The sequence below is a fragment of the Brevundimonas sp. UBA6550 genome, assembly GCF_002434505.1.
In the GTDB taxonomy this organism is placed as follows: domain Bacteria; phylum Pseudomonadota; class Alphaproteobacteria; order Caulobacterales; family Caulobacteraceae; genus Brevundimonas.
In genome coordinates this window covers 220,261-242,493 of the sequence record NZ_DJKE01000005.1, presented here as the reverse complement: position 1 = coordinate 242,493, position 22,233 = coordinate 220,261, and the positions used below count along the sequence as shown (strand labels likewise).

Below are 22,233 nucleotides of genomic sequence, written 5' to 3'. Positions count from 1 at the left end.
CGATGGGACAAGCATTTGGCGATGGCGCTCTATTCTCGGGATTACTGGCGAAATCCAGCGCTTGTCATTCTCGCGGTCGCGACCTTGTTCGGGCTGTTTGGAATATATGTCGCGTCGCTTGCCGTGCTTTTCGCGTTGGACGATCTCGAAAAAGGAGAAAGGTTCGGTTCGTCACTCGTTTTCGCGTTCTTCTACGTTCTACTACTGGTCTGTCCGCTGGCAGGGTGGGTGACTTTTATTTTCCGACGTTATCGCGTCGCCATAATGATCGCCAGTCCGCCGTTGCTGTTGGTGATCATTTCAGGCTTGGTCTCAATCCTTAACTAGAGACCGCTGTGTCGCGCCAGGCCTTCAGGCTGGCCATCGCCCGGATGCTCATCAGCCGCTTCTTGGCGCGGCCGCGTTCCTTGGGATGGATGCGCTTGCCGTCCTCGTCCACCTTGGGCGCTTCCAGCGGAGGCAGCAGGCCGTAGTTGATGTTCATCGGCTGGAACTTCGAACCGGCCAGATGGCCGCCGGTGATGTGTTCGACCAGGGCGCCGATGGCGGTCGCCGGCGGGGGCGCGGACAGGTCGCGGCCCAGCGCCTGCGCGGCGGCGAGGCGGCCGGTCAGCAGGCCCATGGAGGCGCTTTCGACATAGCCTTCGACCCCTGTCACCTGGCCGGCGAAGCGCAGGCGCGGCATGGCCTTGAGGCGCAGCTGCTTGTCCAGCAGTTGGGGGCTGTTCAGATAGGTGTTGCGGTGCAGGCCGCCCAGGCGCGCGAACTGGGCGTTCTGAAGCCCCGGGATCATGCGGAAGGTCTCGGCCTGCGCCCCATGCTTCAGCTTGGTCTGGAAGCCGACCAGGTTGAACAGGGTGCCCAGCGCATTGTCCTGACGCAGCTGGACGATGGCGTGGGGCTTGACCGTCGGGTCGCGCGGATTGGTCAGGCCGACCGGCTTCATCGGGCCGTGGCGCAGGGTCTCGCGGCCGCGTTCGGCCATGACCTCGATGGGCAGGCAGCCGTCGAAATAGGGGACGTTCTCCCAGTCCTTGAACTCGGCCTTGGGGCCGTCCAGCAGGGCGTCGATGAAGGCGTCGTACTGGGCCTTGTCCATCGGACAGTTGACATAGGCGGCGGCGTCCCCGCCCGGGCCTTCCTTGTCATAGCGCGACTGACGCCAGGCGATGTCGAAGTCGATGCTTTCGGCGTGGACGATGGGGGCGATGGCGTCGAAGAAGCTGAGGGACTCTTCGCCAGTCGCCTTCAGGATGGCCTCGGCCAGGGCGGGCGAGGTCAGGGGGCCGGTGGCGACGATGACATTGTCCCAGTCCTCCGGCGGCAGGCCGGCGATCTCCTCGCGGACGATGGTGACCAGCGGATGGGCTTCCAGCCTGGCGGTCACGGCGGCGGAAAAGCCTTCGCGGTCCACGGCCAGGGCGCCGCCGGCCGGCACCTGATGGGCGTCGCCGCAGGCCATGATGATCGAATCCAGCGCCCGCATCTCGGCGTGCAGCAAGCCGACCGCATTGAACTCCCAGTCGTCCGACCGGAAGGAGTTGGAGCAGACCAGTTCGGCCAGGCCGTCGGTGTGGTGGGCGTCGGTCTTGACGCCCGGGACGCCGCGCATCTCGTGAAGGATGACGGGCACGCCGGCCTGGGCGATCTGCCAGGCGGCTTCGGAGCCGGCCAGGCCGCCGCCGATGACGTGAATGGGCGAGGGGGAGGGGGAGGAAGCGGTCATCGCGGCCTTCTAGCCATTGGCTGGCGCGGTGTCATGGTCCCCTGCTATATCCGCCCCCGGCAATCGGGGGCGGGTGTTGGACGGACGGCGAATTCTGCGACTGGGCGAGACGCTGTCGGCGACGGGTTCGGCCCTGCCTAGGCTGTGGCGCGGGGCCTGGGGCGCGATCCTGCCGGCGGCCGTGGTCTGGGGCGTCCAGCCGCTGGCGGCGGGCGCGACGGAGCTGGTCTGGGCGCCGTTCGCTCTGGCCGCGACGCTGGCGCTGGTCGGCGCATTGGCGCGGATATCCATCACCGATGACCTGATGCAGGCGCGCGGACTGGGTCTGGGGCCGGCAGGGCTGCAGTTCGGGCGGCCGGAGATGCGACTGCTGGGCGCCGGCCTGCTGTGCGCGGTGTTCATGGCCATGATCCTGTCGGTCGTCGCCCTGGTCCTGCTGGCGGTGTTCGGCATGGCCGAGCTGAACGCCCAGGCCATCCAGATGCGCCGGTGGGGCGCGGTCGGGCCGGTGTGGAAGCTGGGGCTCCTGGCGGTGGTGACGGCCTTCGCCCTGTTCGCGGTCGTGGCCTTCACGGTGCGGCTGTCCCTGTTCGCGCCGGCGACGGTCGGGCGCGGCCACATGGTGTCGCTGAACAGCATGACCATCGCGCGCGGGGCCTTCTGGTCGTTGCTGGTCGGCCTGATCGTGACCGGCGCGCCAAAGATCGGCCTGGTGCTGCTGTGGGGTGCGGGCCTGCTGTCCGGTGTGGCGGGCTGGGTCGTGTTCGTCGTGGTGCTGACCGCCATCCAGGCGCCGCTGACGATGGCCTTCGTCGGCGCCGCCTATCGCAGGCTGGACGGCTGGACGCCGTCTCAGGACCGAGCCTGAGACGGCTGGTCCGATCAGGCGAGGCTGGCCGAAACCGTATAGGCCGCCTCGGTCTTGGCGGCGACCTCGTCCAGAGTGACGCCGTCGGCCAGTTCGATCAGTTCCAGACCGGCGCCGTCCGGCTTGACGTCGAAGGTGGCCAGGTCGGTGATGATGCGGCTGACCACGCCGGTTCCCGTCAGGGGAAGGGTGCAGGCTTTCAAGACCTTGGACTGGCCGTGCTTGTTGGCGTGTTCCATGACCACGACCACGCGCTTGACGCCCGCGACCAGGTCCATGGCGCCGCCCATGCCCTTCACCAGCTTGCCGGGGATCATCCAGTTGGCGATGTCGCCGTTCTGAGCCACCTCCATCGCACCCAGGATCGACAGGTTGATATGGCCGCCCCGGATCATGGCGAAGCTGTCGGCGCTGCTGAAGTAGGACGATTCCGGGATCTCGGTGATCGTCTGTTTGCCGGCGTTGATCAGGTCGGGGTCTTCCTCGCCCTCATAGGGGAAGGGGCCCATGCCCAGCATGCCGTTCTCGGACTGCAGGGTCACGGTCATGCCTGCGGGGATGTAGTTGGCCACCAGGGTCGGGATGCCGATGCCCAGGTTCACGTAGAAGGCGTCCTGCAGTTCCCGGGCGGCGCGTTCGGCGAGTTGTTCGCGGGTGCGGGGCATGATCAGACCTCCGATCCGGCGGCGGCGCCGGCGACACGTTGACGGACGGTGCGCTGTTCGATGCGCTTCTCGGACACGGTCTGGACCAGGCGGTCGACATAGACGCCCGGCGTGTGGATGTGGTCGGGATCGAGCGAGCCGACGGGGACGATCTCCTCCACCTCGACGACCGTGACCTTGCCGGCCGTGGCCATCATCGGGTTGAAGTTGCGGGCGGTCTTGCGGAAGATCAGGTTGCCGCGCTCGTCGGCCTTCCACGCCTTGACGATGGAGAGGTCGGCGATCAGGCCGGTCTCCATCACATAGTCTCGGCCGTCGAAGTTGCGAACCTCCTTGCCCTCGGCGACCAGGGTGCCGACGCCGGTGGCGGTGAAGAAGGCGGGAATGCCTGCGCCGCCGGCGCGGATGCGCTCGGCCAGCGTCCCCTGCGGGTTGAACTCCAGCTCCAGCTCCCCGGCCAGGTACTGGCGCTCGAACTCCTTGTTCTCGCCGACGTAAGAACTGATCATCTTGGCGATCTGGCGGGTGCCGAGCAGCTGGCCCAGGCCGAAGCCGTCGACGCCGGCGTTGTTCGAGATGACCGTCAGGCCCTTGACGCCGCTGTCGCGCAGGGCGGCGATCAGGTTCTCGGGGATGCCGCACAGGCCGAAGCCGCCGGACATGACCGTCATGCCGTCGAAGGTCAGCCCCTCAAGCGCGGACGTGACGTCAGCGTAGATCTTTCCCATCGCTCTCCCTTTTTTCATCGCCTGGTGAATATCGGCTGTTGACCACGCCTAACGCGGGGGCGGGCGGGGGGCAAGTCGCGGCGTGGATAGGGCGTCGCGATTTTCAGACGCACCCTTGCGAAAAACAGGGTGCAATGGGTGCGCTTCGTCCAGAATTCCCCCCATCGGCGTCGGAAAAAACAGGGTGCAAAGTGTGCACTTCGTTCGAAATCGCGCCGCTTCGGACCGGATGTCGGCATCGCGGGCGCCGTGTTCAAGAGCGGAGGCATCCGCCGGGGGCGGGGCGGCGTATTCCCTGAGACCTGCAAGCTTCGCCTGATCGCCAAGGACGCCCGATGAACCTGACCAACGTCGCCATTCGCCAGCTTCAGGACGCGCCCTTTCCCGATTTCATCACCCGTCCGGCGATCGACAGTCTGGTGACGGAGGCCAGGAAGCGGCTGGATCGCGACGGCCCGCACGACGAGGCGGCGTTCGCCCGCGACATGGCTCAGCGCGCCATCGCCGAACATACGGATGCGGCCAACGAACAGCATTACGAACTGCCGCCCGAGTTCTTTCAGCTGTGCCTGGGCGAGCGGCTGAAATATTCCTGCTGCCTGTATCCGACCGGCGCGGAAACCCTGGATCAGGCGGAGGAAGCGGCGCTGGCCGAGACCTGCGCCCATGCCGACCTGAGCGACGGTCAGACGATCCTGGAGATGGGCTGCGGCTGGGGTTCGCTGTCGCTGTGGATGGCGGAGGCATACCCCAATGCGAAGATCACGGCGGTGTCGAACAGCCACGGTCAGCGCGGCCATATCGAGGCCCAGGCGGCGACGCGGGGCCTGACCAATCTGACCGTCATCACCCGCGACATGAACGCCTTCGAGACCGAACAGCGGTTCGACCGCATCGTCTCGGTGGAGATGTTCGAACATATGGCCAACTGGCGCGCGCTGCTGACCAAGGCGCGGGGCTGGCTGAAGGACGACGGGCGGATGTTCATCCACGTCTTCACCCATCGCGACGCCCCCTATCGGTTCGACCACACCGACAGCGGCGACTTCATCGCCCAGCACTTCTTCACCGGCGGCGTCATGCCCAGCCACGGCCTGATCCGGCAGTTCCCCGACCTGTTCGCGGTGGAGCAGGAATGGACCTGGAACGGCGGCCACTACGCCCGGACCGCCAACGACTGGCTGGCCAATATGGATCGGAACGCCCCGCGGATCGCGGTGTTGATGCGCCAGACCTATGGCGACGACGCCAGGCTGTGGACCCGTCGCTGGCGGCGGTTCTACCTGGCGACGGCCGGCCTGTTCGGCAACGACGACGGGCGGACCTGGGCGGTCAGCCATTACCGACTGAAACCCGTCTGAGGAGACGAGCATGATCAAATATGTCGCGGCATACCTCGGGGCGGGACTGACGTTCGCGGCCATCGACTTCGTCTGGCTGACGACCATGACCGACCGATTGTATCGGCCCGTGCTGGGGCCGATCATGGCGGACAAGCCGGACATGAAGGCGGCGGTGCTGTTCTATCTGATCTCCATCGCCGGGACCGTCTTTCTGGCCATCGCGCCCGCGCTGAAGGACGGCAACTGGACGCGGGCGGCGTTGAACGGGGCGGTGCTGGGGTTCGTGGCCTACGCCACCTATGACCTGACCAACCAGGCGACGCTGGCGGTGTGGCAGACCAGGCTGACGGTCATCGACCTGATGTGGGGCACGGTGCTGACCGCGACGTCGGCGACCGGCGGCTATTTCGCAGCGCGCTGGGCCGAGGGCCGGTTCGGCTGAACCCAGAGTTCGCTCGCCCTTGCGGGCCTGCGCCGTGCGTGTGTAACGTCGCGCCAGGGTTGAGCGTCGGGGGCGACAGGTGGGGTGGAACCGGCGGCGAGGGCTGTCTGCGCGGCGCGTGGCCGACGCCGGTTGGCTGTATGTCGCCCACATCGCCCGCTACGCCGCGCCGCTGCTGATCTATCCGGTTCTGACGCGACGGCTGGGGGTCGAGGGGTTCGGCGTCTATGCGGCGGGTCTGTCGCTGGCGCTGATCGTGTCGGTCATCGTCGATTACGGCCTGTCGGTTTCCGGTCCGCGCGATATCGCGGCCTGCCGTGCTGACCGTGGACGGATCGTCGGAGAGGCGGTCGCCTTGCGAGGGTTGCTGATCCTGCCCGCCATCGGCGTGGGCTTGGGGCTGTCGAGCTTGACACCGGCGCTGGGAGTGGGGGCGGGGGCGACGGCCATGGCGATCGTGTTGGGCGTGGGGCAGGGCGTCGGCCTGCTGTGGTATTTTCAGGGCATCCGCGACCCGGCGCCGATGGCGATGCTGGAGGTCGGTTTCATGCTGGCGGCTGCCCTGGCCATTCTGGCGTGGCCGGGGCTGGGTGTGGCCGGGACGCTGGCGATACAAGCGGCGGGCGTCTGGGGCGGGGCGGCGGTCGGGGCCGTGCGGGTCTGGCGGCGGGAGTGGATCGGGCGTCCGTCATGGGCGTCGATAGTGGGGGCGTTGAGGGACGGCGCGCCACTGTTTCTCAGTCGCGCGGTGATCGCGGCCTATACGGGGGCGGGGGTGTTGGCGGTCGCCGCCCTGGCCGGACCGGCGCAGGCGGCGCTGTATGGGGTCGCGGATCGGGTGGTTTCGGCCGCCGGGTCGCTGATGCGGCCGCTGGCGGGGGTGATCGCGCCCCGGATCGCCGGCCTGCTGACCCATGATCCGGTCGCGGCCTTTCGCACCGCCAGATGGACGCTGGCCAGCGTCTTCGTGGCGGCGACGGCCGTCTGGATCGGCCTGACGGCGGGGGCGCCGATCCTGGTGCGCGGATTGTTCGGTGCGGCCTTCATGGAGGCGGAGCCGACCCTGCGGCTGCTGGCCGCGACCCTGCCTCTGGTGGCGGTCAGCCAGGTGCTGGGCCTGCATCTGATGACCTCGCTCAGGATGGACGGCCGGTTCGCGGCGATGACGGCGGCGGGTTGCGCGGCGACCCTGGGGGCGGCGTGGGCGCTGGCTCCGGCGTTCGGCGCGACCGGCATGGCCTGGGCCAGGATCGCGGGCGAGGCGGTGGTCGTGCTGATCTGCGCGGTCTGCCTGAAACGCCACTGGGGCGCGCTGTTTCCCGCACGGAGCCGTCATGTCGCGGCGGTATGACTGGCTGGTGGTCGGGGCGGGCTTTACCGGGGCGGTGGTGGCCGAACGGCTGGCGCGCGGCCTGGATCAGCGCGTGCTGGTGATCGACCGGCGCGACCATGTCGGGGGCAACGCCCATGATCGCCGCGACGAGGGCGGGCGGCTGATCCACCCCTATGGCCCGCACGTCTTTCACACCAACAGCGCGCGGATCTTCGATTATCTGAGCCGGTTCACGGCCTGGCGACCCTATGAGCATCGGGTGCGGGGATGGATCGACGGGCGGCTGGTTCCGTTGCCGTTCAATCTGACGTCCCTGCGGCTGCTGTTCCCGGAGACGACGGCGGCGAGATTGTCCGAGCGGATGGTGCAGGCGTTCAGCCGCGACGCCCGGCCGAACATCCACGACCTGAGGGCGGCGGCGGACGATCCCGATCTACGGCGCATCGCCGACTATGTGTTCGAAAAGGTCTTCGCCCCGTATTCGGCCAGACAATGGGGCGTGCCGGTCGGGGAACTGGACGCCTCCGTTCTGGCCCGGGTGCCGGTGGTGGTGGGTGAGGACGACCGCTATTTCACCGACCGATGCCAGGCCATGCCGCGCGACGGCTATTCGGCCCTGTTCGTGCGGCTGCTGGACCATCCGAACATCCATGTGTCGCTGAATACGGCGATGACGGAGGTCGAGCCGACGACGTGGGACCGGATGGTCTATTGCGGGCCGCTGGACGACTATTTCGGGCGGTCGGCGGGCGCCTTGCCCTATCGCAGCGTCCGGTTCGCGCATTGTGCGGTGGATGTTCGCGAAGGTCTGCCGGTCGGGACGGTCAACCATCCACAGGCACCCGACTTCACCCGCGTCACCGATTTCCGCCACCTGACGGGCGAGGCGGGCCCGACGACCGCCCTCGTCACCGAATATCCGCTGGCTCATGAGCCCGGCGTGACCGAGCCCCACTATCCGGTCCTGTCCGAGGCGTCGGGACGGCTGGCGGACGACTATCGGGCGATGGCGCGGACGCTGGCGGGCAAGGTTTGGTTCGCGGGGCGGCTGGCCGACTTCCGCTATTACAACATGGATCAGGCGGTGGGGCGGGCCCTGAGCCTGGTCGACAAGGCCCTGGCGCCGGCCGTGGCGGGGATGGCGGCATGAGATCGCCTGCCGTCTTCGCCGTGGTGGTGACGTGGAACCGGCGCGTCCTGCTTGAACGGTGTCTGGCGCATCTGATGGCCCAGACGCGGCCGTGCGACGGCCTGATCGTGGTGGACAACGCCAGCGACGACGGCACCGCCGAAATGCTGGCCGACGCCTGGGCGGGACGGGCGACGGTGGTGCGGATGGCGACCAACACCGGCGGGGCGGGCGGGTTCAACGCCGGGATTCGCGCGGCCATGGAGGCGGGGGCGGAAAGGCTGTGGCTGATGGACGACGATGTGTTGGCGGCGCCCGACGCGCTGGAGGCGTTGCTGGCGGCGGAAGCGTCGCTGGCCGGCGATGGCGCGGCGCCCGCCTTCCTGTGCTCCAGCGTCCGCTCGCCGGAAGGCCATCTGACCAACACGCCCGAGATCGACCGGCGGGAGAACGCTCTGGGCTATCCGGCCTGGGGCGAGCGTCTGGACCGGGGGCTGATCCCGGTGCGGCAGGCGACTTTCGTATCCCTGATGGTCGGGCGGGCGGCGGTCGCGCAGCACGGCCTGCCGCTGGCGCCGATGTTCGTCTGGGGCGACGATACGGAATATACGCTGCGGCTGTCGCGCGACGGGCCGGGGCATCTGGCGGCCGCCAGCCGGGTGGTTCACGTCCGCGCCGCGCCCGGACGGTTGAGCATCGAGACCGAGCCGGACGCTGAGCGCGAGCGGCTGCACCGCTATCTGACCCGCAACGTCATCCTGGCCAAGCGGCGGCACGAGGGGGCGGGATCGGCGCTGCGCTATGCTGCGTCGCGGCTGCGGATGGCGGGCGGGCTGGCGCTGAAGGGGCGATGGAGGAAGGCGGGGGTGCTGGCCGCAGGCGTTCTGGACGGCGCGCGCTTTAATCCCGAGGTCGAGTTTTGCACGGGGTCGTAGCGGCCGGGCGGGCGCGCGGCCTGCGGTGGTCGCAGGTCAGGGCGGCCTATGGGCGGACGTGTCTGGGCCTGCTGGGGCTGGGGGTTACGGCGCCCCTGTTCCTGACGCCGGGACAGCTCAGCGGGCCGCGCCTGGGCGATCTGGCGCTGTCGGCGGCCCTGCCGATGGCGGTGATCGAGTTCAGGCGGATGACGCCGCCGCTGCGGGCGATAGGCTGGATCGCCGCCTTCGTCCTGACGGTCACGCTGTTGGTCCAGCAGTCGGCGGTCGGGGCGCGGTTCGACGCGGGCGACGCCGCCTTTTGGTTTCGCTGGATCGCCAGCAGTCTGGTCGCGCCGCCGGTCGCGGGGATGCTGGTGCGGGATGCGGCGTGTCGGCGGCTGTTCTTTGGGGCGGTGCTGGCGGGCGCGGCGGTTCATGTGGCGACGTCGGGGCTGTCGTTATTGGTCGGGCGCGAGGCGTTGCAGGCGGTCGGGCTGGCCTCGCCGCGCGCCATGGTCACGACCGTAGCGGCCCAGGTGCGGATCACCACCCTGGCCGAACATCCGAACGCCGCCATGGCCATGATCGGTCTGGCGGTTCCGGCGGGGATCGCCCTGGCGCGCGGGCGGTGGACGCGGGGCGTCGCGACCTGGGTCGGAGTCTGTCTGGCTTTGCTGGGGTTCGTGGGCGCGCTGTCGCGGGCGGGTCTGGCGGCGGCGGGCGTCGCCTGGCTGGCCCGGATCGCGGTCGGTCGGCGATGGCGCGAGCGGTTCAATGTCCTGGGCGCGGTGCTGGCGCTGTGCGTCGTCGCGGCGGGTGTGCTGACGCTGCAAGGCGGCGCCGATCTGGACGACGCGCGCTTCGCCGAGCGGTTCGACCGGGCGGCGCTGACGGACAATCTGGCCGGGCGGGTCGAGACCTGGCGGCGGACCCTGGATCAGGTGGCGGACCGGCCTTGGGGCGCGGGCTGGACGACGGCCAACGAGATGGGCGCCGATCGCGCCCTGTCGGTCAGTCACAACGGCTATCTGTTCATGGCGCGGACAGTGGGGGCGGGGGCGGCGGTCGCGCTTCTGGTGCTGCATCTGGTTTCGGCGGCGCGGATGGATGTCTTCACGCCGCTGTCGGCCTATCTGATTGTGGCGATGTTCGCTGAGGACCTGACGCAAGGGGCGGGGTTCGTCTTTCTGTGTTGCCTGGTCGCGGCCCTGGCCTGGCGCAGGGCGACGCCGCCATGAGGGTGCTGATCGTCAACACCCTGTATCCGCCAGAGGATGTCGGCGGGGCCGAACGCAGCGTGGCGCAACTGGCCGAGGGTCTGGCCGCGGCGGGCGTCGAGACGGCGGTGCTGACGCTGTCGCCCAGCGATATCGTCGAGCAGACGGTCCGGGGCGTCGCCATCCATCGGCGGCGGCTGAAGAACCTCTATTGGCCCTATGGCGGCCAGACCCGCGCGGCGGCGAAACGGGCGCTGTGGCATGGGCTGGAGGCGGCCAATCCGCTGATGGACGGCGGGGTGGACCGGGTGGTCGAGCAGGTTCGGCCCGATCTGATCCATCTGCATCTGACGACCGGGTTTTCCCAGTCCGTCCATCGGGCGGCGGCGCGGCGGGGCCTGCCGCTGGTGCAGACGCTGCGGGACTGGTCGATGATGTGCGCGCGGGCGTCGATGTTTCGGCGGGGCCGGCGCTGCACGCGGCGGTGCGCATCGTGTGTCCTTCTGACGGCGGGCAAACGGGCGTGGTCGCAAGGGGTCGATCATGTGATCGGGCTGAGCGGCCCGGTTCTGGAGGCGCATCGGAGCGCCGGCTATTTTCGGCCTGGGGCCGGTTCGGTCATCGGCAATGCGGCGCCCCTGACGGCGCCGACGCGGCGGCCGGCCTGGGTGGAGGAGCCGAGATTGACCTTCGGCTTTCTGGGGCGGATCGAGCCGGAAAAGGGGATCGAAACCCTGCTGCGCGCGACGACGCGGTTGAAAGGCGACTGGCGGCTGAGGATCGCGGGGCGCGGCGATCCGGCCTATGTGGCGCGGCTGCGGGCCGGGTTTCCCGATCCGCGCATCGCCTGGCTGGGGAAGGTCGACGCCGTCGATTTCTGGCCGATGGCGGATGTGCTGGTCGCGCCGGCGGTGTGGGCCGAACCGTTCGGGCGGGCGGCGGCGGAGGCGGTGCAGCAGGGGCGGGGCGTGATCGCCTCGCGCATCGGCGGCCTGCCCGAGGCGGCGGAAGGGGCGGGCGCCCTGGCGCTGGTCGAAGCCGGCGATGTCGCGGCCCTGGCGCGGGCGATGCAGGCGGCGATTGTCGAGCCCGAACGCTGGCGGTTCGCCGCATCGCGCCCGCCGCGCTGGACCCAGGCGGCGGTGGTGAAGGCCCATCTGGCGATCTATGACCAGGCGCTGTCCAGAAGGGCGTCGAGGACGGCGGCCGAACGGGACCAGCTGTAGGCGTCGGCGCGGCGTCGGCCCGTTTCGAGACGCGCGGGGTGCGGGCCGTTCAGCAGCGTCCGCATCCGGTCGGCTAACGCTGCGTCGTCGGTCGGGCCGAAATAGAGGGCGGCGTCGGCGCAGACCTCCCTGGTCGCCGGGATGTCGGAGGCGATCACGGGGCAGCCCTGAACCATGGCCTCCAGCGGCGGGATGCCGAAGCCTTCGTACAGGCTGGGGAAGACCAGCCCCGCCGCGCCGCGCAGCAGGGCGGCGACCTCGGGGTCCGTGCGGCGACCGGCCATGACGATGCGCGGGTCGTCGGGCATAAGCGACGCCCTGGTCACGCCGGTCAGATGCGCGCCTACCAGCACCAGCCGCAGGTCTGGATCGGGAGGACGGGCCAGGGCGCGGGCCGCGACGGCAAGGTTCTTGTTCGGCGTCAGATTGCCGACGGCGACGAAGTAGCGGCGTCCGGCCAGGTTCAGCGCGCGCAGAATGTCCGTGTCCGGCGGGATGTCCCGAAGATGATCGGCGCTGTTCGGCGCCACGGCGATGGCGTCGGGCGCCAGGTTCAGCACGGCCGCCAGCTCGCCCTGCGAAAACCGCGAGACGGTGGCCAGCCGCGCGCGCCTGGCCAGCCGTCGATCCAGAATCCGGTGCGCCAGGGCGTAGCGGGGTTTGAACAGGTCGGGGCGGCGGAAGACGGCGGCGTCGTGGATCACCACCAACTGACGCGAATGCCCGACCGGCCCGGCGCCGCACAGGGACAGCAGGCGATGATTGCGGGCGGCGTCCGCCAGGCGAACCTGCTCCCACATATGGCCGCCGGGGCCGGACAGGCGGGACGTCGGAATCCGATCCAGAGGCAGGGCATCGGCGCCGCTGGGGATCATCAGCCGGTAGCGAAGGCCGGCGTGCGGCAGGCGGTCCAGGGCGCGGACGATCTCGCGGGCGTAGCGCTGTACGCCGCTGAGGGGCTGGGTCAGGAACCGCCCGTTTATCAGGATGGGCTCAGTCACCCAGGCGGCGCCGCTGGAAGGCTTGGCGATAGATGTCCGCCGTCTGCGCCGCCATCTGCGCGGCCGAGGGCAGGGGCGCCGCCGCGCAGAGCCTGGGCGGGCGGGCCAGGGCGGCCAGCATCGCCTGGGCCAGGTCTTCGGCGGGCGCATCCACGGGCAGGCGGTCGATCCGCGCGCCGGCCGCCATCAGACGGCCGGTTCCGCCGACCTCGGTCGCGACGATGGGCAGGCCCAGCGCGGCGGCCTCGATCAGGGCGTAGGCGTCGGCTTCGTAGCGGCTGGTCAGGGCGAACAGGTCGAAGCCCGCCATCATTTCGTGCGCGTCCGCCTGGCCCAGCAGGCGCACGGCCGCGGCGCCCTCGCTCGCCACCGCGGCCGCCAGATCGCCCTGTCCGATCATGACGCCCAGAAGGCGGGGGTTGGACTGTCTGGCCAGCCGCACGGCCCTGGCGAAGCGCAGCGGATCCTTCTGGCGACACAGGCGGCCCACGAAGCCCACGATCAGGGCGTCATCCGGCGCGCCCAGGGTTCGGCGGGCGGCGGCGCGGTCGGGCCCGGGCGGGGCGGCCAGACCATTGGACACGACGTGCAAGCGGTCCTTCGGCAAGCCCCATCGGCGGGCGACGGCGGCCTCCTCGGTCGAGACGGCGATGACCGCGTCGGTCGCTGCGTGGGCCAGCGCCCATTCCGCGACGCCGGCCGCGACCCTGGCCACGCCGGCGTCGCCCATCATCGGCAGGGCGTGGGGTGTGTAGATTTTGGCGGCGCCCGGCGCGTGGGCCAGACGCACCAGGGCACCGGCCTTGGCGCTGTGGCCGTGCAGGATTTCGAAAGGGCCCAATCGGGCGATCAGCCGGTTCAGCGCCTTGAGCGCCGAAATGTCCCAGGGACCGATCGCGCGGCGCATAGCCAGGCGTTCGACGGCGGTGAAACGCAGGGCCGCGACCTCGGCCTCGAAACGCGGTTCGGCCCGCAGAGGCGAATAGGCGAGGGCGACCGAATGGCCGGTGTCGATCAGGGCGGCGCTCAGATCGACGACGTGACGTCCCGAGCCGCCGCCGGACGGCTCGATGACCTGGAGAATACGCACGCCAGCCGTCCCCCGACGATGGATCAGTTTCGCAACTGCAAGCCATCGTCGGAAAACGTCAAGATTGTATTCCTAGTTGACCGTCGCCTTGACGATCTTGCCGGGGGTGCGCGGCGGCTCGCCCTTGGGCAGGGCGTCGACGTGTTCCATGCCCGATTCGACCTGGCCCCAGACGGTGTACTGGCGATCCAGGAAGGTGGCGTCGTCGAAGACGATGAAGAACTGCGAGTTGGCGCTGTTGGGGTCCGAGGTGCGGGCCATCGAGCAGACGCCGCGCACGTGCGGCTCGGCCGAGAACTCCTGCTTCAGGTTCGGCTTGGTCGAGCCCGAGGTGCCGGTGCCGGTCGGATCGCCGCCCTGGGCCATGAAGCCGGGGATCACGCGGTGGAAGACCACGCCGTCATAGAAGCCTTCCGAGGCCAGTTCGGTGATGCGGGCGACGTGGCCGGGGGCCAGGTCGGGGCGCAGCTTGATGACCACGTCGCGGGCTTCGCCGTCGCCGGTGTCCAGGGTGAAGGTCAGGGTGTCGGCCATTTCGGTCGTCCTCTTGGGGTTGATTTGAGGCGGGACATAGCCCGCAACGCCGGTCGGGGCTATGTGGGAACGATGAGCGAAGACGAAAAGCCCCAAGAGCGCCGACGGATGGTGCGTCCCCCCACGGGCGGGACCGCCGCAGGGCGCGGCATGGGCACGAAAATGAAGACGGCCGACACCAAGTCGATGTCCAGCCAGCAGTGGATCAAGCGCCAGCTGTCGGACAAATGGTCCGAGAAGGCGCGGGCCGAGGGCTGGCGGTCGCGCGCGGCCTTCAAGCTGATCGAGATCGACGACAAGTTCCGGCTGATCAAGCGCGGGTCACGGGTCATCGACCTGGGCGCGGCGCCGGGCGGCTGGCTGCAGGTCGCGGTCGATCGCGGCGCGGCGGCGGTGGCGGGCGTCGACCTGCTGATGATCGAGCCCGTGCCTGGCGCGACGATCATCCAGGCCGACTTCACCCATCCGGGCGTGGATCAGCAACTGCTGGACGCTGTCGGCGGAGCGCCTGATCTGGTGCTGTCGGACATGGCGCACAACACCGTGGGCCACCGCCAGACGGACCACCTGAAGATCATCGCCCTGATCGAAATCGCCGCCGATTTCGCCATCCGCACCCTGAGGCCGGGCGGCAACTTCGTGTCCAAGAACTTCCAGGGCGGCGACGCCGGCGGGGTTCTGGCGCGGCTGCGCGAGGAGTTCGAGACGGTGAAATACGTCAAGCCGGCGTCCAGCCGTAAGGACAGCGCCGAGGTCTTCCTGGTGGCGCTGAACAAGCGATGAGCGAGGCGGCGGTCCGGCAGGCGTTCGCGGACCAGGCGGTGATCTGCACCGCAGCGGGCGCGCCCTTCACCGGGCGGGTTTGTCGGCTGGTCGGGGAGCGGCTGACGGCCGATGGCGAAATCGGGCGGCGGGTGCTGGGGTGGATCGGCGTCCCGTCGCACCAGGGCGACGCCCTGCCGCTGCGATTGATGGGCGGGCTGCACGCCTTGGCTCGGTCAGGACAGGACGCGGCGCTGTCGGCGCTCTATCCGCCACATCCGGCGCCAGACGACGGTTTGGCGTGGGCCGTCGTGGAGCGCGTTCTGATCGAACAGGCGCACTTCTTGTCCTCCTGGCTGGACGGACCGCCTCAGACCAATGAGGTGGGCCGGTCGGCGGCCTTGATGGCGGGTCTGCTGGTGCTGGCCGAGAGGTTCGGCCTGTCGTTCGCCCTGTACGAACTGGGCGCCAGCGCGGGGCTGAACACCGTGCTGGATCGCTATGCCTATCGTCTGGGCGACACCGAGGCGGGAAGGACGGGGTCGCCGGTGCGGCTGGCGCCGACCTGGACCGGCGCCTCGCCGCCGAGGACCGAGGTCGAGATCGCGCAGCGGGCCGGCGTGGATCGCAATCCGCTTGACGTGCGCGATCCGGCGACGCGCGAGCGGCTGGCCGCCTATGTTTGGGCGGATCAGCGCGAGCGGTTGGCGCGGCTGGAGGCGGCGCTGGACTTGGCGGCCGTCGATCCGCCGCCCATCGACCGGGCCGACGCCGCCGACTGGCTGGAGGCGACGCTGGCGGTCGCGCCGGAACCGGGCGTGTGCCGGGTGGTGATGCACACCATCGCCTATCAGTATTTTCCGCCCGAGGGGCAGGCGCGGATCCGCGATCATCTGGCCCAGGTCGGCGCCCGTGCGCGGCAGGATGCGCCACTGGCCTGGCTGAGCTTCGAGGCGGCGTCTGGCGGCGTGGACCGGAGACCGGCGCTGGATTTGACGGTCTGGCCCGGCGGTGAGACGCGGCGCCTGGCGATCTGCCAGCCGCATGGGGCCGAGATCGACTGGAGGGGTTAGGCCGTGGCCACCTGGGCGCGTCGGGCTTCGATCCGGGACCAGATGCGGTCGTGCAGGGTGAAGAAGACCGTCTGCACCAGCGGCTCGATCATCCCGATGGCCAGGGCCGTGCGGATGTCGTGGGTCAGGGCGAAGGCGACGGTGACGGCCACGGTGAAATGCATGACGCCGTAGGTCAGCGTCTTCATCGCGATCTGCCGGAACGAGCGGGGCAGGGCGTGGGTGTGGCCCGCATGATCGTGGACGCGCGCCTGTTCGTCCGGCGACATGACGTCCAGACGGGCGGCGACGGCCTCGGTCGCCTCTTCCAAGCCCGAGGCCAGGCGACGTCGTTCGATCCGGTGCCAGACGCGGTCGTGGATGGAATAGGCCAGGGTCTGGAAGATCGGCTCGACCACCCCGACGGCCAGGGCGATGCGCCAGTCGCGGGTGATGACGAAGGCCGTCAGTATCGCCACCACCAGGTGCATCAGCCCATAGCTGGCGATCTTCATCGCCAGTTTCCGCGCCGTGCTGAGGATCACGCCCACCATGCGATCAGAATGGTGAGCCGCCGTTACGGTTGCAAAGCAATAAAATCTATCGCGGTCATAAGCGGCAAGACCCTTGCCCCGCCCCCCCGCATCCCGTTATACGCGGCCCGCAAAACGGAGACTCCCTATGGAGATACGCGAAGGACTGACCTTCGACGATGTTTTGCTGGAACCCGGCCCGTCCGAGTTCATGCCGGCGATGGTCGATGTCTCGACCCAGCTGACGCGCGACATCAGACTGAACATCCCGCTGCTGTCGTCCGCCATGGACACGGTGACGGAAAGCCGCCTGGCCATCGCCATGGCCCAGTCCGGCGGCCTGGGGGTTCTGCACCGCAACATGACCATCGAGGAGCAGGCCGATCAGGTCCGCGCCGTCAAACGCTATGAGAGCGGGATGGTGGTCAATCCGGTGACGGTCGGCCCGCAGACGACGCTGGGCGAGGTGCGCCAGATCGTCGAGGCCAAGAAGATCACCGGCTTCCCCGTCGTCGATCCGGCGACCGGAAAACTGGTCGGGATGCTGACCCACCGGGACATGCGGTTCGAGAGCGACCTGAACGTCACGGCGGCCTCGCTGATGACCACGGGCGACCTGATCACGGTGCGCGAGGGCGCCGGCCGCGAAGAGGCGCGCGAACTGCTGCGGACCCGCAAGATCGAGCGGGTCATCGTGGTGGACGAGGATTACCGCGCGGTCGGCCTGATCACCATGAAGGACATCGAGAAGGCCCAGGCCTTCCCGACCGCCGCCAAGGACGAGCAGGGCCGCCTGCTGGTCGGCGCCGCCTCGACCGTCGGCGACGCCGGCTACGAGCGGGCCATGGCGCTGGCGGAGGCGGGCGTGGACGTGGTGGTGATCGACACCGCCCACGGCCATTCGGCCTCGGTCGCCCAGGTGGTGGAGCGGATCAAGCGCGAGTCCAACCGCCTGCAGGTCATCGCCGGCAACGTGGCCACCTATGACGCGACGCGCGCCCTGATCGACGCGGGCGCCGATGCGGTGAAGGTGGGCATCGGTCCGGGCAGCATCTGCACCACCCGCATCGTCGCGGGCGTGGGCGTGCCGCAGCTGACGGCGGTGATGGATGCGGCGCGCGCCGCGCGGGGCACGGGCGCCTCGGTCATCGCCGACGGCGGCATCAAATATTCGGGCGACCTGGCCAAGGCCATCGCGGCCGGCGCCAATGTGGCCATGATGGGCTCAATGTTCGCCGGCACCGACGAAAGCCCCGGCGAGGTCTTCCTGTATCAGGGGCGCAGCTACAAGTCGTATCGCGGCATGGGTTCGGTCGGGGCGATGGCGCGCGGCTCGGCCGACCGCTATTTCCAGAAGGAAGTGTCGTCCGAGAAGCTGGTGCCCGAGGGCATCGAGGGCCAGACCGCCTACAAGGGGCCGATCGCCCCGGTGCTGCACCAGCTGGTCGGCGGGCTTCGCGCCTCCATGGGCTATGTTGGCGCCGGCACGATCACCGACTTCCAGGAGCGCGCGCGCTTCGTGCGCATCACCGGCGCGGGCCTGCGGGAAAGCCATGTCCACGACGTGATGATCACGCGCGAGGCGCCGAACTACAGACAGGGTTGAGGCCATGACGACCGAACTGACCTATCTGGCCCTGACGCTGATCCTGGCGCTGGTGCAGGTCTTCCTGCCGGCAGGGGCGCGGACGGTCGAGTTCGGTTCGAAATGGAATGCGGGCGCGCGCGACACGACGCCGACTGCGACGCGCCCGCTGACCGGCCGTCTGGAACGCGCCCAGGCCAATCTGTATGAGACCCTGCCGCTGTTCATCGGCGCCGTGCTGATCGCCCATGTGATCGGGGCGGAAAGCCCCCTGACACTGTGGGGCACGGCGCTCTATTTCTGCGCGCGCGTCGTCTATGTGCCGCTCTACGCCTTTGGCGTTCCCTATGTACGGTCGCTGGTCTGGCTAGTCTCGCTTGCGGGACTGGTCATGGTGCTGGCGTCCCTGTTTTTCCTGAAAGCCTGACTTGACCCCAGCCGCCCGTCTCGCCGCCGCCGCCTCCGTTCTGGATTCCATCGCCCAGGGCCGCCAACCGGCCGAGGCCGTCATGAAGGCCTGGGGGACCGCCAACCGCTACGCCGGGTCCAAGGACCGCCGCGCCATCGCCGACCGGGTCTATAAGGTGCTGCGCGCGCGCGGCCGCCTGTCGTGGATCATGGGCGGACGCGAGGATGGGCGCGCCCTGGTGATCGGCTCGCTGCACGCCATCGACGGCCTGCCGCTGGAAGAGATCGAGGCGCTGCATTCGGGCGACGGTTATGGCCCGCGTCCGCTGTCGAAACAGGAGCGCAGCCGCATCACGGCCGGGCAGGGCGAACTGCCCGGCTGGGTCGCCGCCGGTCTGCCCGAGTTCGTGGTCGAGGATTTCAAGGCTGTCTTCGGCGAGCGCTGGGCCGGGGAAGCCCACGCCCTGATGGCGCCCCGCGCGCCCATCGACCTGCGCGTCAACGGCGCCGTCGCGACGGTGCAAGAGGTCGAGACCGAACTGCGCGAGGCCGGTCTGGACGTGTCGCGCACGCCCTGGTCCGAATGGGGTCTGCGCGTGCCGTCCGAGCCGCCGCCCAACATCCAGGCGCTGGAAGGCTTCAAGGCCGGCAAGTTCGAGATTCAGGACGAAGGCAGCCAGGTCGTCTGCTGGCTGGCGGGCGCCGAACCGGGCGCGACGGTGGTGGACTACTGCGCGGGCGGCGGCGGCAAGACCCTGGGTCTGGCCCAGGCCATGGGCGGGCAGGGCAAGCTGGTGGCCTCCGATGTCGTGAACAAGCGTCTTGAGAACATCCGCCCCCGTCTGCAACGCGCGGGCGTCGAGGCCGATCTGGTCCTGATCGGTCAGAACGGCGGCGGTCTGGAAGACCTGAACGGTCAGGCCGATCTGGTCTTCGTCGATGCGCCCTGTTCGGGTTCCGGCACCTGGCGCCGCCGCCCCGAGGACGCCTGGCGTCTGACGGCGGAAGAGGTCGAGAAACTGCACGGCCTGCAGGTCCGCATCCTGGGTCAGGCGGCCAAGCTGGTGAAGCCGGGCGGGCGTCTGGTCTATGTCACCTGCTCGATGCTGGCGCGTGAGAACGAGGCCAGCGTGGACGCCTTTGAGGCCGCCAACAGCGAGTTCCGTCCGGTCGCCGTCGCCGAGCTTCTGGCGGCCGGTCAACTGACCGATGCGGTGCGCGCGAAGTTCGCCGAACTGGTTGACGGCGCGCGCCTGCGACTGTCGCCGGCCTCGGCCGACACCGACGGCTTCTTCGCCGCCGTTTACGAGCGCACCGCGTGAGGACGGGACGCCAGGAGCGATACGGCGACGTCTCGGTCCTGTGCGTCATGGCGGCCCCGGCCGAATACGGCGAAGACCTGCGCGCCCGCATCCAGCCCCTGATGACCGGCATCGGTCCTGTCGAGGCGGCGGTGGTGCTGAGCACCGCCCTGGCGCGGCTGGAGGCGGCGGGCGACCTGCCGGAACTGATCGTGTCGCTGGGGTCGTGCGGATCGCGGGTGCTGGAGCACGCCGTCGTCTATCAGGCCTCATCGGTCGCCTATCGCGACATGGACGCCAGTCCGCTGGGCTTTCCCAAGGGCGTGACGCCTCTGCTGTCCCAGCCTGCGGTCCTGCCCCTGCCGTGCCCCATCCCCGGCGTGCCGGTCGCGCGCCTGTCGACCGGCGCCAACGTCGTGTCCGGCGCCGCCTATGACGCCATCGACGCCGAGATGGTGGACATGGAGACCTGGGCCCTGGTCCGCGCCGCCCAGACGTTCGGCCTGCCGCTGATCGCCCTGCGCGGCGTATCGGACGGCCGCGCCGAGCTGAAGGCGCTGGAGGACTGGACCTCCACCCTGGATCACGTCGACCGGAATATGGCCATCGCGCTGGATCGCCTGATCGCGGTGCTTGAGGCCGACGGCCTCGCCGCCCTTGAACTTTCGGCCTTACCCGGCCAAGACCCCGCGCAACTTCCCGCCCCGGATTCGATCACGCCATGACCACGCCGCAAGACCACCAAAAGGTCCTCATCGTCGATTTCGGCAGCCAGGTGACGCAGCTGATCGCGCGCCGCCTGCGCGAGGCCAGCGTCTATTGCGAGATCCACCCGTTCCAGAAGGCCGAGGCCGCCCTGGCCGCGATGAACCCGGCGGCCATCATCCTGTCGGGCGGGCCGGAAAGCGTTCACGAGGAAGGCAGTCCCCGCGCGCCGCAGGGCGTGTTCGAGGCGGGCGTGCCGGTGCTGGGCATCTGCTACGGCGAGATGACCCTGTGCGAACAGCTGGGCGGCAAGGTCGAGGGCGGCCACACCCGCGAGTTCGGCCGCGCCGAGATCACGGTCGAAAAGGCCTCGCCCCTGCTGGCCGGTCTGGCCCCGGTCGGCGAGGAGGAAACCGTCTGGATGAGCCATGGCGACAAGATCGTCGCCATCCCCGAAGGTTTCGACGTCGTCGCCTCTTCGGACGGTTCCCCCTATGCGGTGATCGCCGACGAGGCCCGCCGCTTCTATGGCGTGCAGTTTCACCCGGAGGTGATGCACACCCCGCGCGGCCACCAGATGCTGAAGAACTTCACCCACGGCATCGCGGGGTTAAAGGGCGACTGGACCATGGCCGCATATCGCGACGAAAAGATCGCCCAGATCCGCGAACAGGTCGGCGACGCCAAGGTGATCTGCGGCCTGTCGGGCGGCGTGGACTCCTCGGTCGCCGCCGTTCTGATTCACGAGGCGATCGGCGACCAGCTGACCTGCGTCTTCGTGGACACCGGCCTGCTGCGCAAGGACGAGGCGACCCAGGTCACGACCCTCTTCCGAGAACACTACAATATCCCGCTGGTTCATGTTGATGCGTCGAAGGAATTTCTGGGCGAACTGGCCGGGATTTCGGACCCGGAGACCAAGCGCAAGACCATCGGCCGCCTGTTCATCGAGGTGTTCGACCGCGAGTCCGCCAAGATCGAGGGCGCCGAATTCCTGGCTCAGGGCACTCTCTATCCCGATGTGATCGAAAGCGTCTCCTCGTCCAGCGGCAAGGCCCACGTGATCAAGAGCCACCACAATGTCGGCGGCCTGCCCGACTATATGAAGCTGAAACTGGTCGAGCCCTTGCGCGAACTGTTCAAGGACGAGGTTCGCGCCCTGGGCCGCGAACTGGGCCTGACCGACGCCTTCGTCGGCCGCCACCCGTTCCCGGGACCCGGCCTGGCCATCCGTATCCCCGGCGAGATCACCCCCGACGCCGTCGCCACGCTTCAGGACGCCGACGCCATCTATCTGGACGAAATCCGCAAGGCCGGCCTCTACGACGACATCTGGCAGGCCTTCGCCGTCCTCTTGCCGGTCAAGACCGTCGGCGTCATGGGCGACGCCCGCACCTACGAAAAGGTCCTGGCCCTGCGCGCCGTCACCTCCACCGACGGCATGACCGCCGACTTCTACCAATTCCCCTGGGACGTCCTGGCCAAAACCGCCACCCGCATCATCAACGAAGTCCGCGGCGTCAACCGCGTCGTGTACGACGTGACGTCGAAGCCGCCGGGCACGATCGAGTGGGAATAATTCGGGCCCTTCGGGAGCTTTCGAGAACGCTTCCGATTTGATCCGTAAGGCACTGACGTAAAAGTGAATTCTGTCGAGACCCTTCGAAG

General features: G+C 69.1%; 23 protein-coding genes. 16 read left to right on the top strand and 7 right to left on the bottom strand.

Going from position 1 to position 22,233, the window contains the following annotated elements; all coding sequences use genetic code 11:
• Positions 1-15: 15 nt before the first annotated feature.
• Positions 16-327 carry a hypothetical protein gene (locus B3Z70_RS05325; RefSeq protein ID WP_292044884.1) on the top strand — a complete coding sequence of 104 codons (312 nt, stop codon included), beginning with the start codon at positions 16-18 and terminating at the stop codon, positions 325-327.
• Here the strand turns inward: B3Z70_RS05325 and trmFO are convergent.
• Positions 320-1,726 carry a methylenetetrahydrofolate--tRNA-(uracil(54)-C(5))-methyltransferase (FADH(2)-oxidizing) TrmFO gene (trmFO, locus tag B3Z70_RS05320; protein WP_292020322.1) on the bottom strand — a complete coding sequence of 469 codons (1,407 nt, stop codon included), beginning with the start codon at positions 1,724-1,726 and terminating at the stop codon, positions 320-322. The two genes, B3Z70_RS05325 and trmFO, sit on opposite strands and share 8 nt — an antisense overlap.
• A 73-nt stretch (positions 1,727-1,799) precedes the next feature.
• Here trmFO and B3Z70_RS05315 point away from each other — a divergent pair, with 73 nt between their 5' ends.
• On the top strand, positions 1,800-2,594 hold the full coding sequence (locus tag B3Z70_RS05315) for a hypothetical protein (RefSeq protein WP_409410583.1): 795 nt from the start codon (positions 1,800-1,802) through the stop codon (positions 2,592-2,594).
• Between the two features lie 14 nt (positions 2,595-2,608).
• Here B3Z70_RS05315 and B3Z70_RS05310 read toward each other — a convergent pair whose 3' ends face one another.
• Positions 2,609-3,259: a 3-oxoacid CoA-transferase subunit B gene (locus B3Z70_RS05310; protein WP_292044882.1), complete on the bottom strand. Its 651-nt coding sequence runs from the start codon at positions 3,257-3,259 to the stop codon at positions 2,609-2,611.
• Positions 3,260-3,261: 2 nt separating this feature from the next.
• On the bottom strand, positions 3,262-3,987 hold the full coding sequence (locus tag B3Z70_RS05305; RefSeq protein WP_292020329.1) for a CoA transferase subunit A: 726 nt from the start codon (positions 3,985-3,987) through the stop codon (positions 3,262-3,264).
• A 335-nt stretch (positions 3,988-4,322) separates the two neighbouring features.
• Here B3Z70_RS05305 and B3Z70_RS05300 point away from each other — a divergent pair, with 335 nt between their 5' ends.
• The 7 genes from B3Z70_RS05300 (at position 4,323) to B3Z70_RS05270 (ending at position 11,594) form a co-directional block, all read left to right on the top strand.
• A complete protein-coding gene (locus tag B3Z70_RS05300; protein ID WP_292020331.1) occupies positions 4,323-5,348 on the top strand; it encodes an SAM-dependent methyltransferase in 1,026 nt (341 codons plus the stop codon).
• A 10-nt stretch (positions 5,349-5,358) separates the two neighbouring features.
• The gene (locus B3Z70_RS05295; protein ID WP_292020333.1) at positions 5,359-5,772 is read left to right on the top strand and encodes a DUF2177 family protein; all 414 of its coding nucleotides are present in this window, start codon (positions 5,359-5,361) and stop codon (positions 5,770-5,772) included.
• Positions 5,773-5,890: 118 nt separating this feature from the next.
• Positions 5,891-7,123: an oligosaccharide flippase family protein gene (locus tag B3Z70_RS05290; RefSeq protein WP_292020335.1), complete on the top strand. Its 1,233-nt coding sequence runs from the start codon at positions 5,891-5,893 to the stop codon at positions 7,121-7,123.
• Positions 7,107-8,255, top strand: a complete 1,149-nt coding sequence (gene glf / locus B3Z70_RS05285) for a UDP-galactopyranose mutase (RefSeq protein WP_292020337.1) — start codon at positions 7,107-7,109, stop codon at positions 8,253-8,255. Before B3Z70_RS05290 ends, glf begins: the two co-directional genes overlap by 17 nt.
• Positions 8,252-9,169: a glycosyltransferase gene (locus B3Z70_RS05280; RefSeq protein WP_292020339.1), complete on the top strand. Its 918-nt coding sequence runs from the start codon at positions 8,252-8,254 to the stop codon at positions 9,167-9,169. The genes glf and B3Z70_RS05280 overlap by 4 nt, the downstream gene beginning before the upstream one ends.
• Positions 9,154-10,389, top strand: coding sequence for an O-antigen ligase family protein (locus B3Z70_RS05275; protein WP_292020340.1), 1,236 nt, complete (start codon positions 9,154-9,156; stop codon positions 10,387-10,389). The genes B3Z70_RS05280 and B3Z70_RS05275 overlap by 16 nt, the downstream gene beginning before the upstream one ends.
• Complete coding sequence (locus tag B3Z70_RS05270) at positions 10,386-11,594, top strand: glycosyltransferase (protein WP_292044880.1); 1,209 nt, start codon at positions 10,386-10,388, stop codon at positions 11,592-11,594. Before B3Z70_RS05275 ends, B3Z70_RS05270 begins: the two co-directional genes overlap by 4 nt.
• Here the strand turns inward: B3Z70_RS05270 and B3Z70_RS05265 are convergent.
• The 3 genes from B3Z70_RS05265 to B3Z70_RS05255 form a co-directional block, all read right to left on the bottom strand.
• Positions 11,534-12,595, bottom strand: a complete 1,062-nt coding sequence (locus tag B3Z70_RS05265; RefSeq protein WP_292044877.1) for a glycosyltransferase family 4 protein — start codon at positions 12,593-12,595, stop codon at positions 11,534-11,536. The two genes, B3Z70_RS05270 and B3Z70_RS05265, sit on opposite strands and share 61 nt — an antisense overlap.
• On the bottom strand, positions 12,588-13,685 hold the full coding sequence (locus B3Z70_RS05260; RefSeq protein WP_292044875.1) for a glycosyltransferase: 1,098 nt from the start codon (positions 13,683-13,685) through the stop codon (positions 12,588-12,590). Before B3Z70_RS05260 ends, B3Z70_RS05265 begins: the two co-directional genes overlap by 8 nt.
• A 72-nt stretch (positions 13,686-13,757) precedes the next feature.
• On the bottom strand, positions 13,758-14,219 hold the full coding sequence (locus B3Z70_RS05255; protein ID WP_292020389.1) for a peptidylprolyl isomerase: 462 nt from the start codon (positions 14,217-14,219) through the stop codon (positions 13,758-13,760).
• 72 nt (positions 14,220-14,291) lie between these two features.
• Here B3Z70_RS05255 and B3Z70_RS05250 point away from each other — a divergent pair, with 72 nt between their 5' ends.
• Complete coding sequence (locus tag B3Z70_RS05250) at positions 14,292-15,002, top strand: RlmE family RNA methyltransferase (RefSeq protein WP_292020390.1); 711 nt, start codon at positions 14,292-14,294, stop codon at positions 15,000-15,002.
• On the top strand, positions 14,999-16,054 hold the full coding sequence (locus tag B3Z70_RS05245) for a DUF2332 domain-containing protein (protein ID WP_292020392.1): 1,056 nt from the start codon (positions 14,999-15,001) through the stop codon (positions 16,052-16,054). Before B3Z70_RS05250 ends, B3Z70_RS05245 begins: the two co-directional genes overlap by 4 nt.
• Here the strand turns inward: B3Z70_RS05245 and B3Z70_RS05240 are convergent.
• Positions 16,051-16,587, bottom strand: coding sequence for a DUF2061 domain-containing protein (locus B3Z70_RS05240; RefSeq protein ID WP_292020394.1), 537 nt, complete (start codon positions 16,585-16,587; stop codon positions 16,051-16,053). The two genes, B3Z70_RS05245 and B3Z70_RS05240, sit on opposite strands and share 4 nt — an antisense overlap.
• A 127-nt stretch (positions 16,588-16,714) precedes the next feature.
• Between B3Z70_RS05240 and guaB the strand changes: the two genes are divergently transcribed.
• The 5 genes from guaB to guaA are packed head-to-tail and all read left to right on the top strand — an operon-like array spanning position 16,715 to position 22,144.
• Positions 16,715-18,172, top strand: coding sequence for an IMP dehydrogenase (gene guaB / locus B3Z70_RS05235; protein ID WP_292020396.1), 1,458 nt, complete (start codon positions 16,715-16,717; stop codon positions 18,170-18,172).
• A 4-nt stretch (positions 18,173-18,176) separates the two neighbouring features.
• Complete coding sequence (locus B3Z70_RS05230; protein ID WP_292020398.1) at positions 18,177-18,578, top strand: MAPEG family protein; 402 nt, start codon at positions 18,177-18,179, stop codon at positions 18,576-18,578.
• A 1-nt stretch (position 18,579) separates the two neighbouring features.
• Entirely contained in the window at positions 18,580-19,881 is a 1,302-nt protein-coding gene (locus tag B3Z70_RS05225) for an RsmB/NOP family class I SAM-dependent RNA methyltransferase (protein ID WP_292020400.1), read from the top strand.
• The gene (locus tag B3Z70_RS05220; RefSeq protein WP_292020402.1) at positions 19,878-20,585 is read left to right on the top strand and encodes a 5'-methylthioadenosine/S-adenosylhomocysteine nucleosidase; all 708 of its coding nucleotides are present in this window, start codon (positions 19,878-19,880) and stop codon (positions 20,583-20,585) included. The genes B3Z70_RS05225 and B3Z70_RS05220 overlap by 4 nt, the downstream gene beginning before the upstream one ends.
• Positions 20,582-22,144 carry a glutamine-hydrolyzing GMP synthase gene (gene guaA / locus B3Z70_RS05215; protein WP_292020404.1) on the top strand — a complete coding sequence of 521 codons (1,563 nt, stop codon included), beginning with the start codon at positions 20,582-20,584 and terminating at the stop codon, positions 22,142-22,144. Before B3Z70_RS05220 ends, guaA begins: the two co-directional genes overlap by 4 nt.
• Positions 22,145-22,233: the final 89 nt, after the last annotated feature.

What these genes read in the sequence shown, in the direction of transcription:
- B3Z70_RS05255 (WP_292020389.1), bottom strand. Translation starts at nt 14,219, where the DNA reads ATGGCCGACACCCTGACCTTCACCCTGGACACCGGCGACGGCGAAGCC.
- B3Z70_RS05240 (WP_292020394.1), bottom strand. Translation starts at nt 16,587, where the DNA reads ATGGTGGGCGTGATCCTCAGCACGGCGCGGAAACTGGCGATGAAGATC.
- guaA (WP_292020404.1), top strand. Translation starts at nt 20,582, where the DNA reads ATGACCACGCCGCAAGACCACCAAAAGGTCCTCATCGTCGATTTCGGC.
- B3Z70_RS05310 (WP_292044882.1), bottom strand. Translation starts at nt 3,259, where the DNA reads ATGCCCCGCACCCGCGAACAACTCGCCGAACGCGCCGCCCGGGAACTG.
- B3Z70_RS05280 (WP_292020339.1), top strand. Translation starts at nt 8,252, where the DNA reads ATGAGATCGCCTGCCGTCTTCGCCGTGGTGGTGACGTGGAACCGGCGC.
- glf (WP_292020337.1), top strand. Translation starts at nt 7,107, where the DNA reads ATGTCGCGGCGGTATGACTGGCTGGTGGTCGGGGCGGGCTTTACCGGG.
- B3Z70_RS05245 (WP_292020392.1), top strand. Translation starts at nt 14,999, where the DNA reads ATGAGCGAGGCGGCGGTCCGGCAGGCGTTCGCGGACCAGGCGGTGATC.
- guaB (WP_292020396.1), top strand. Translation starts at nt 16,715, where the DNA reads ATGGAGATACGCGAAGGACTGACCTTCGACGATGTTTTGCTGGAACCC.
- B3Z70_RS05305 (WP_292020329.1), bottom strand. Translation starts at nt 3,987, where the DNA reads ATGGGAAAGATCTACGCTGACGTCACGTCCGCGCTTGAGGGGCTGACC.
- B3Z70_RS05230 (WP_292020398.1), top strand. Translation starts at nt 18,177, where the DNA reads ATGACGACCGAACTGACCTATCTGGCCCTGACGCTGATCCTGGCGCTG.
- B3Z70_RS05295 (WP_292020333.1), top strand. Translation starts at nt 5,359, where the DNA reads ATGATCAAATATGTCGCGGCATACCTCGGGGCGGGACTGACGTTCGCG.
- B3Z70_RS05300 (WP_292020331.1), top strand. Translation starts at nt 4,323, where the DNA reads ATGAACCTGACCAACGTCGCCATTCGCCAGCTTCAGGACGCGCCCTTT.
- B3Z70_RS05250 (WP_292020390.1), top strand. Translation starts at nt 14,292, where the DNA reads ATGAGCGAAGACGAAAAGCCCCAAGAGCGCCGACGGATGGTGCGTCCC.
- B3Z70_RS05270 (WP_292044880.1), top strand. Translation starts at nt 10,386, where the DNA reads ATGAGGGTGCTGATCGTCAACACCCTGTATCCGCCAGAGGATGTCGGC.
- trmFO (WP_292020322.1), bottom strand. Translation starts at nt 1,726, where the DNA reads ATGACCGCTTCCTCCCCCTCCCCCTCGCCCATTCACGTCATCGGCGGC.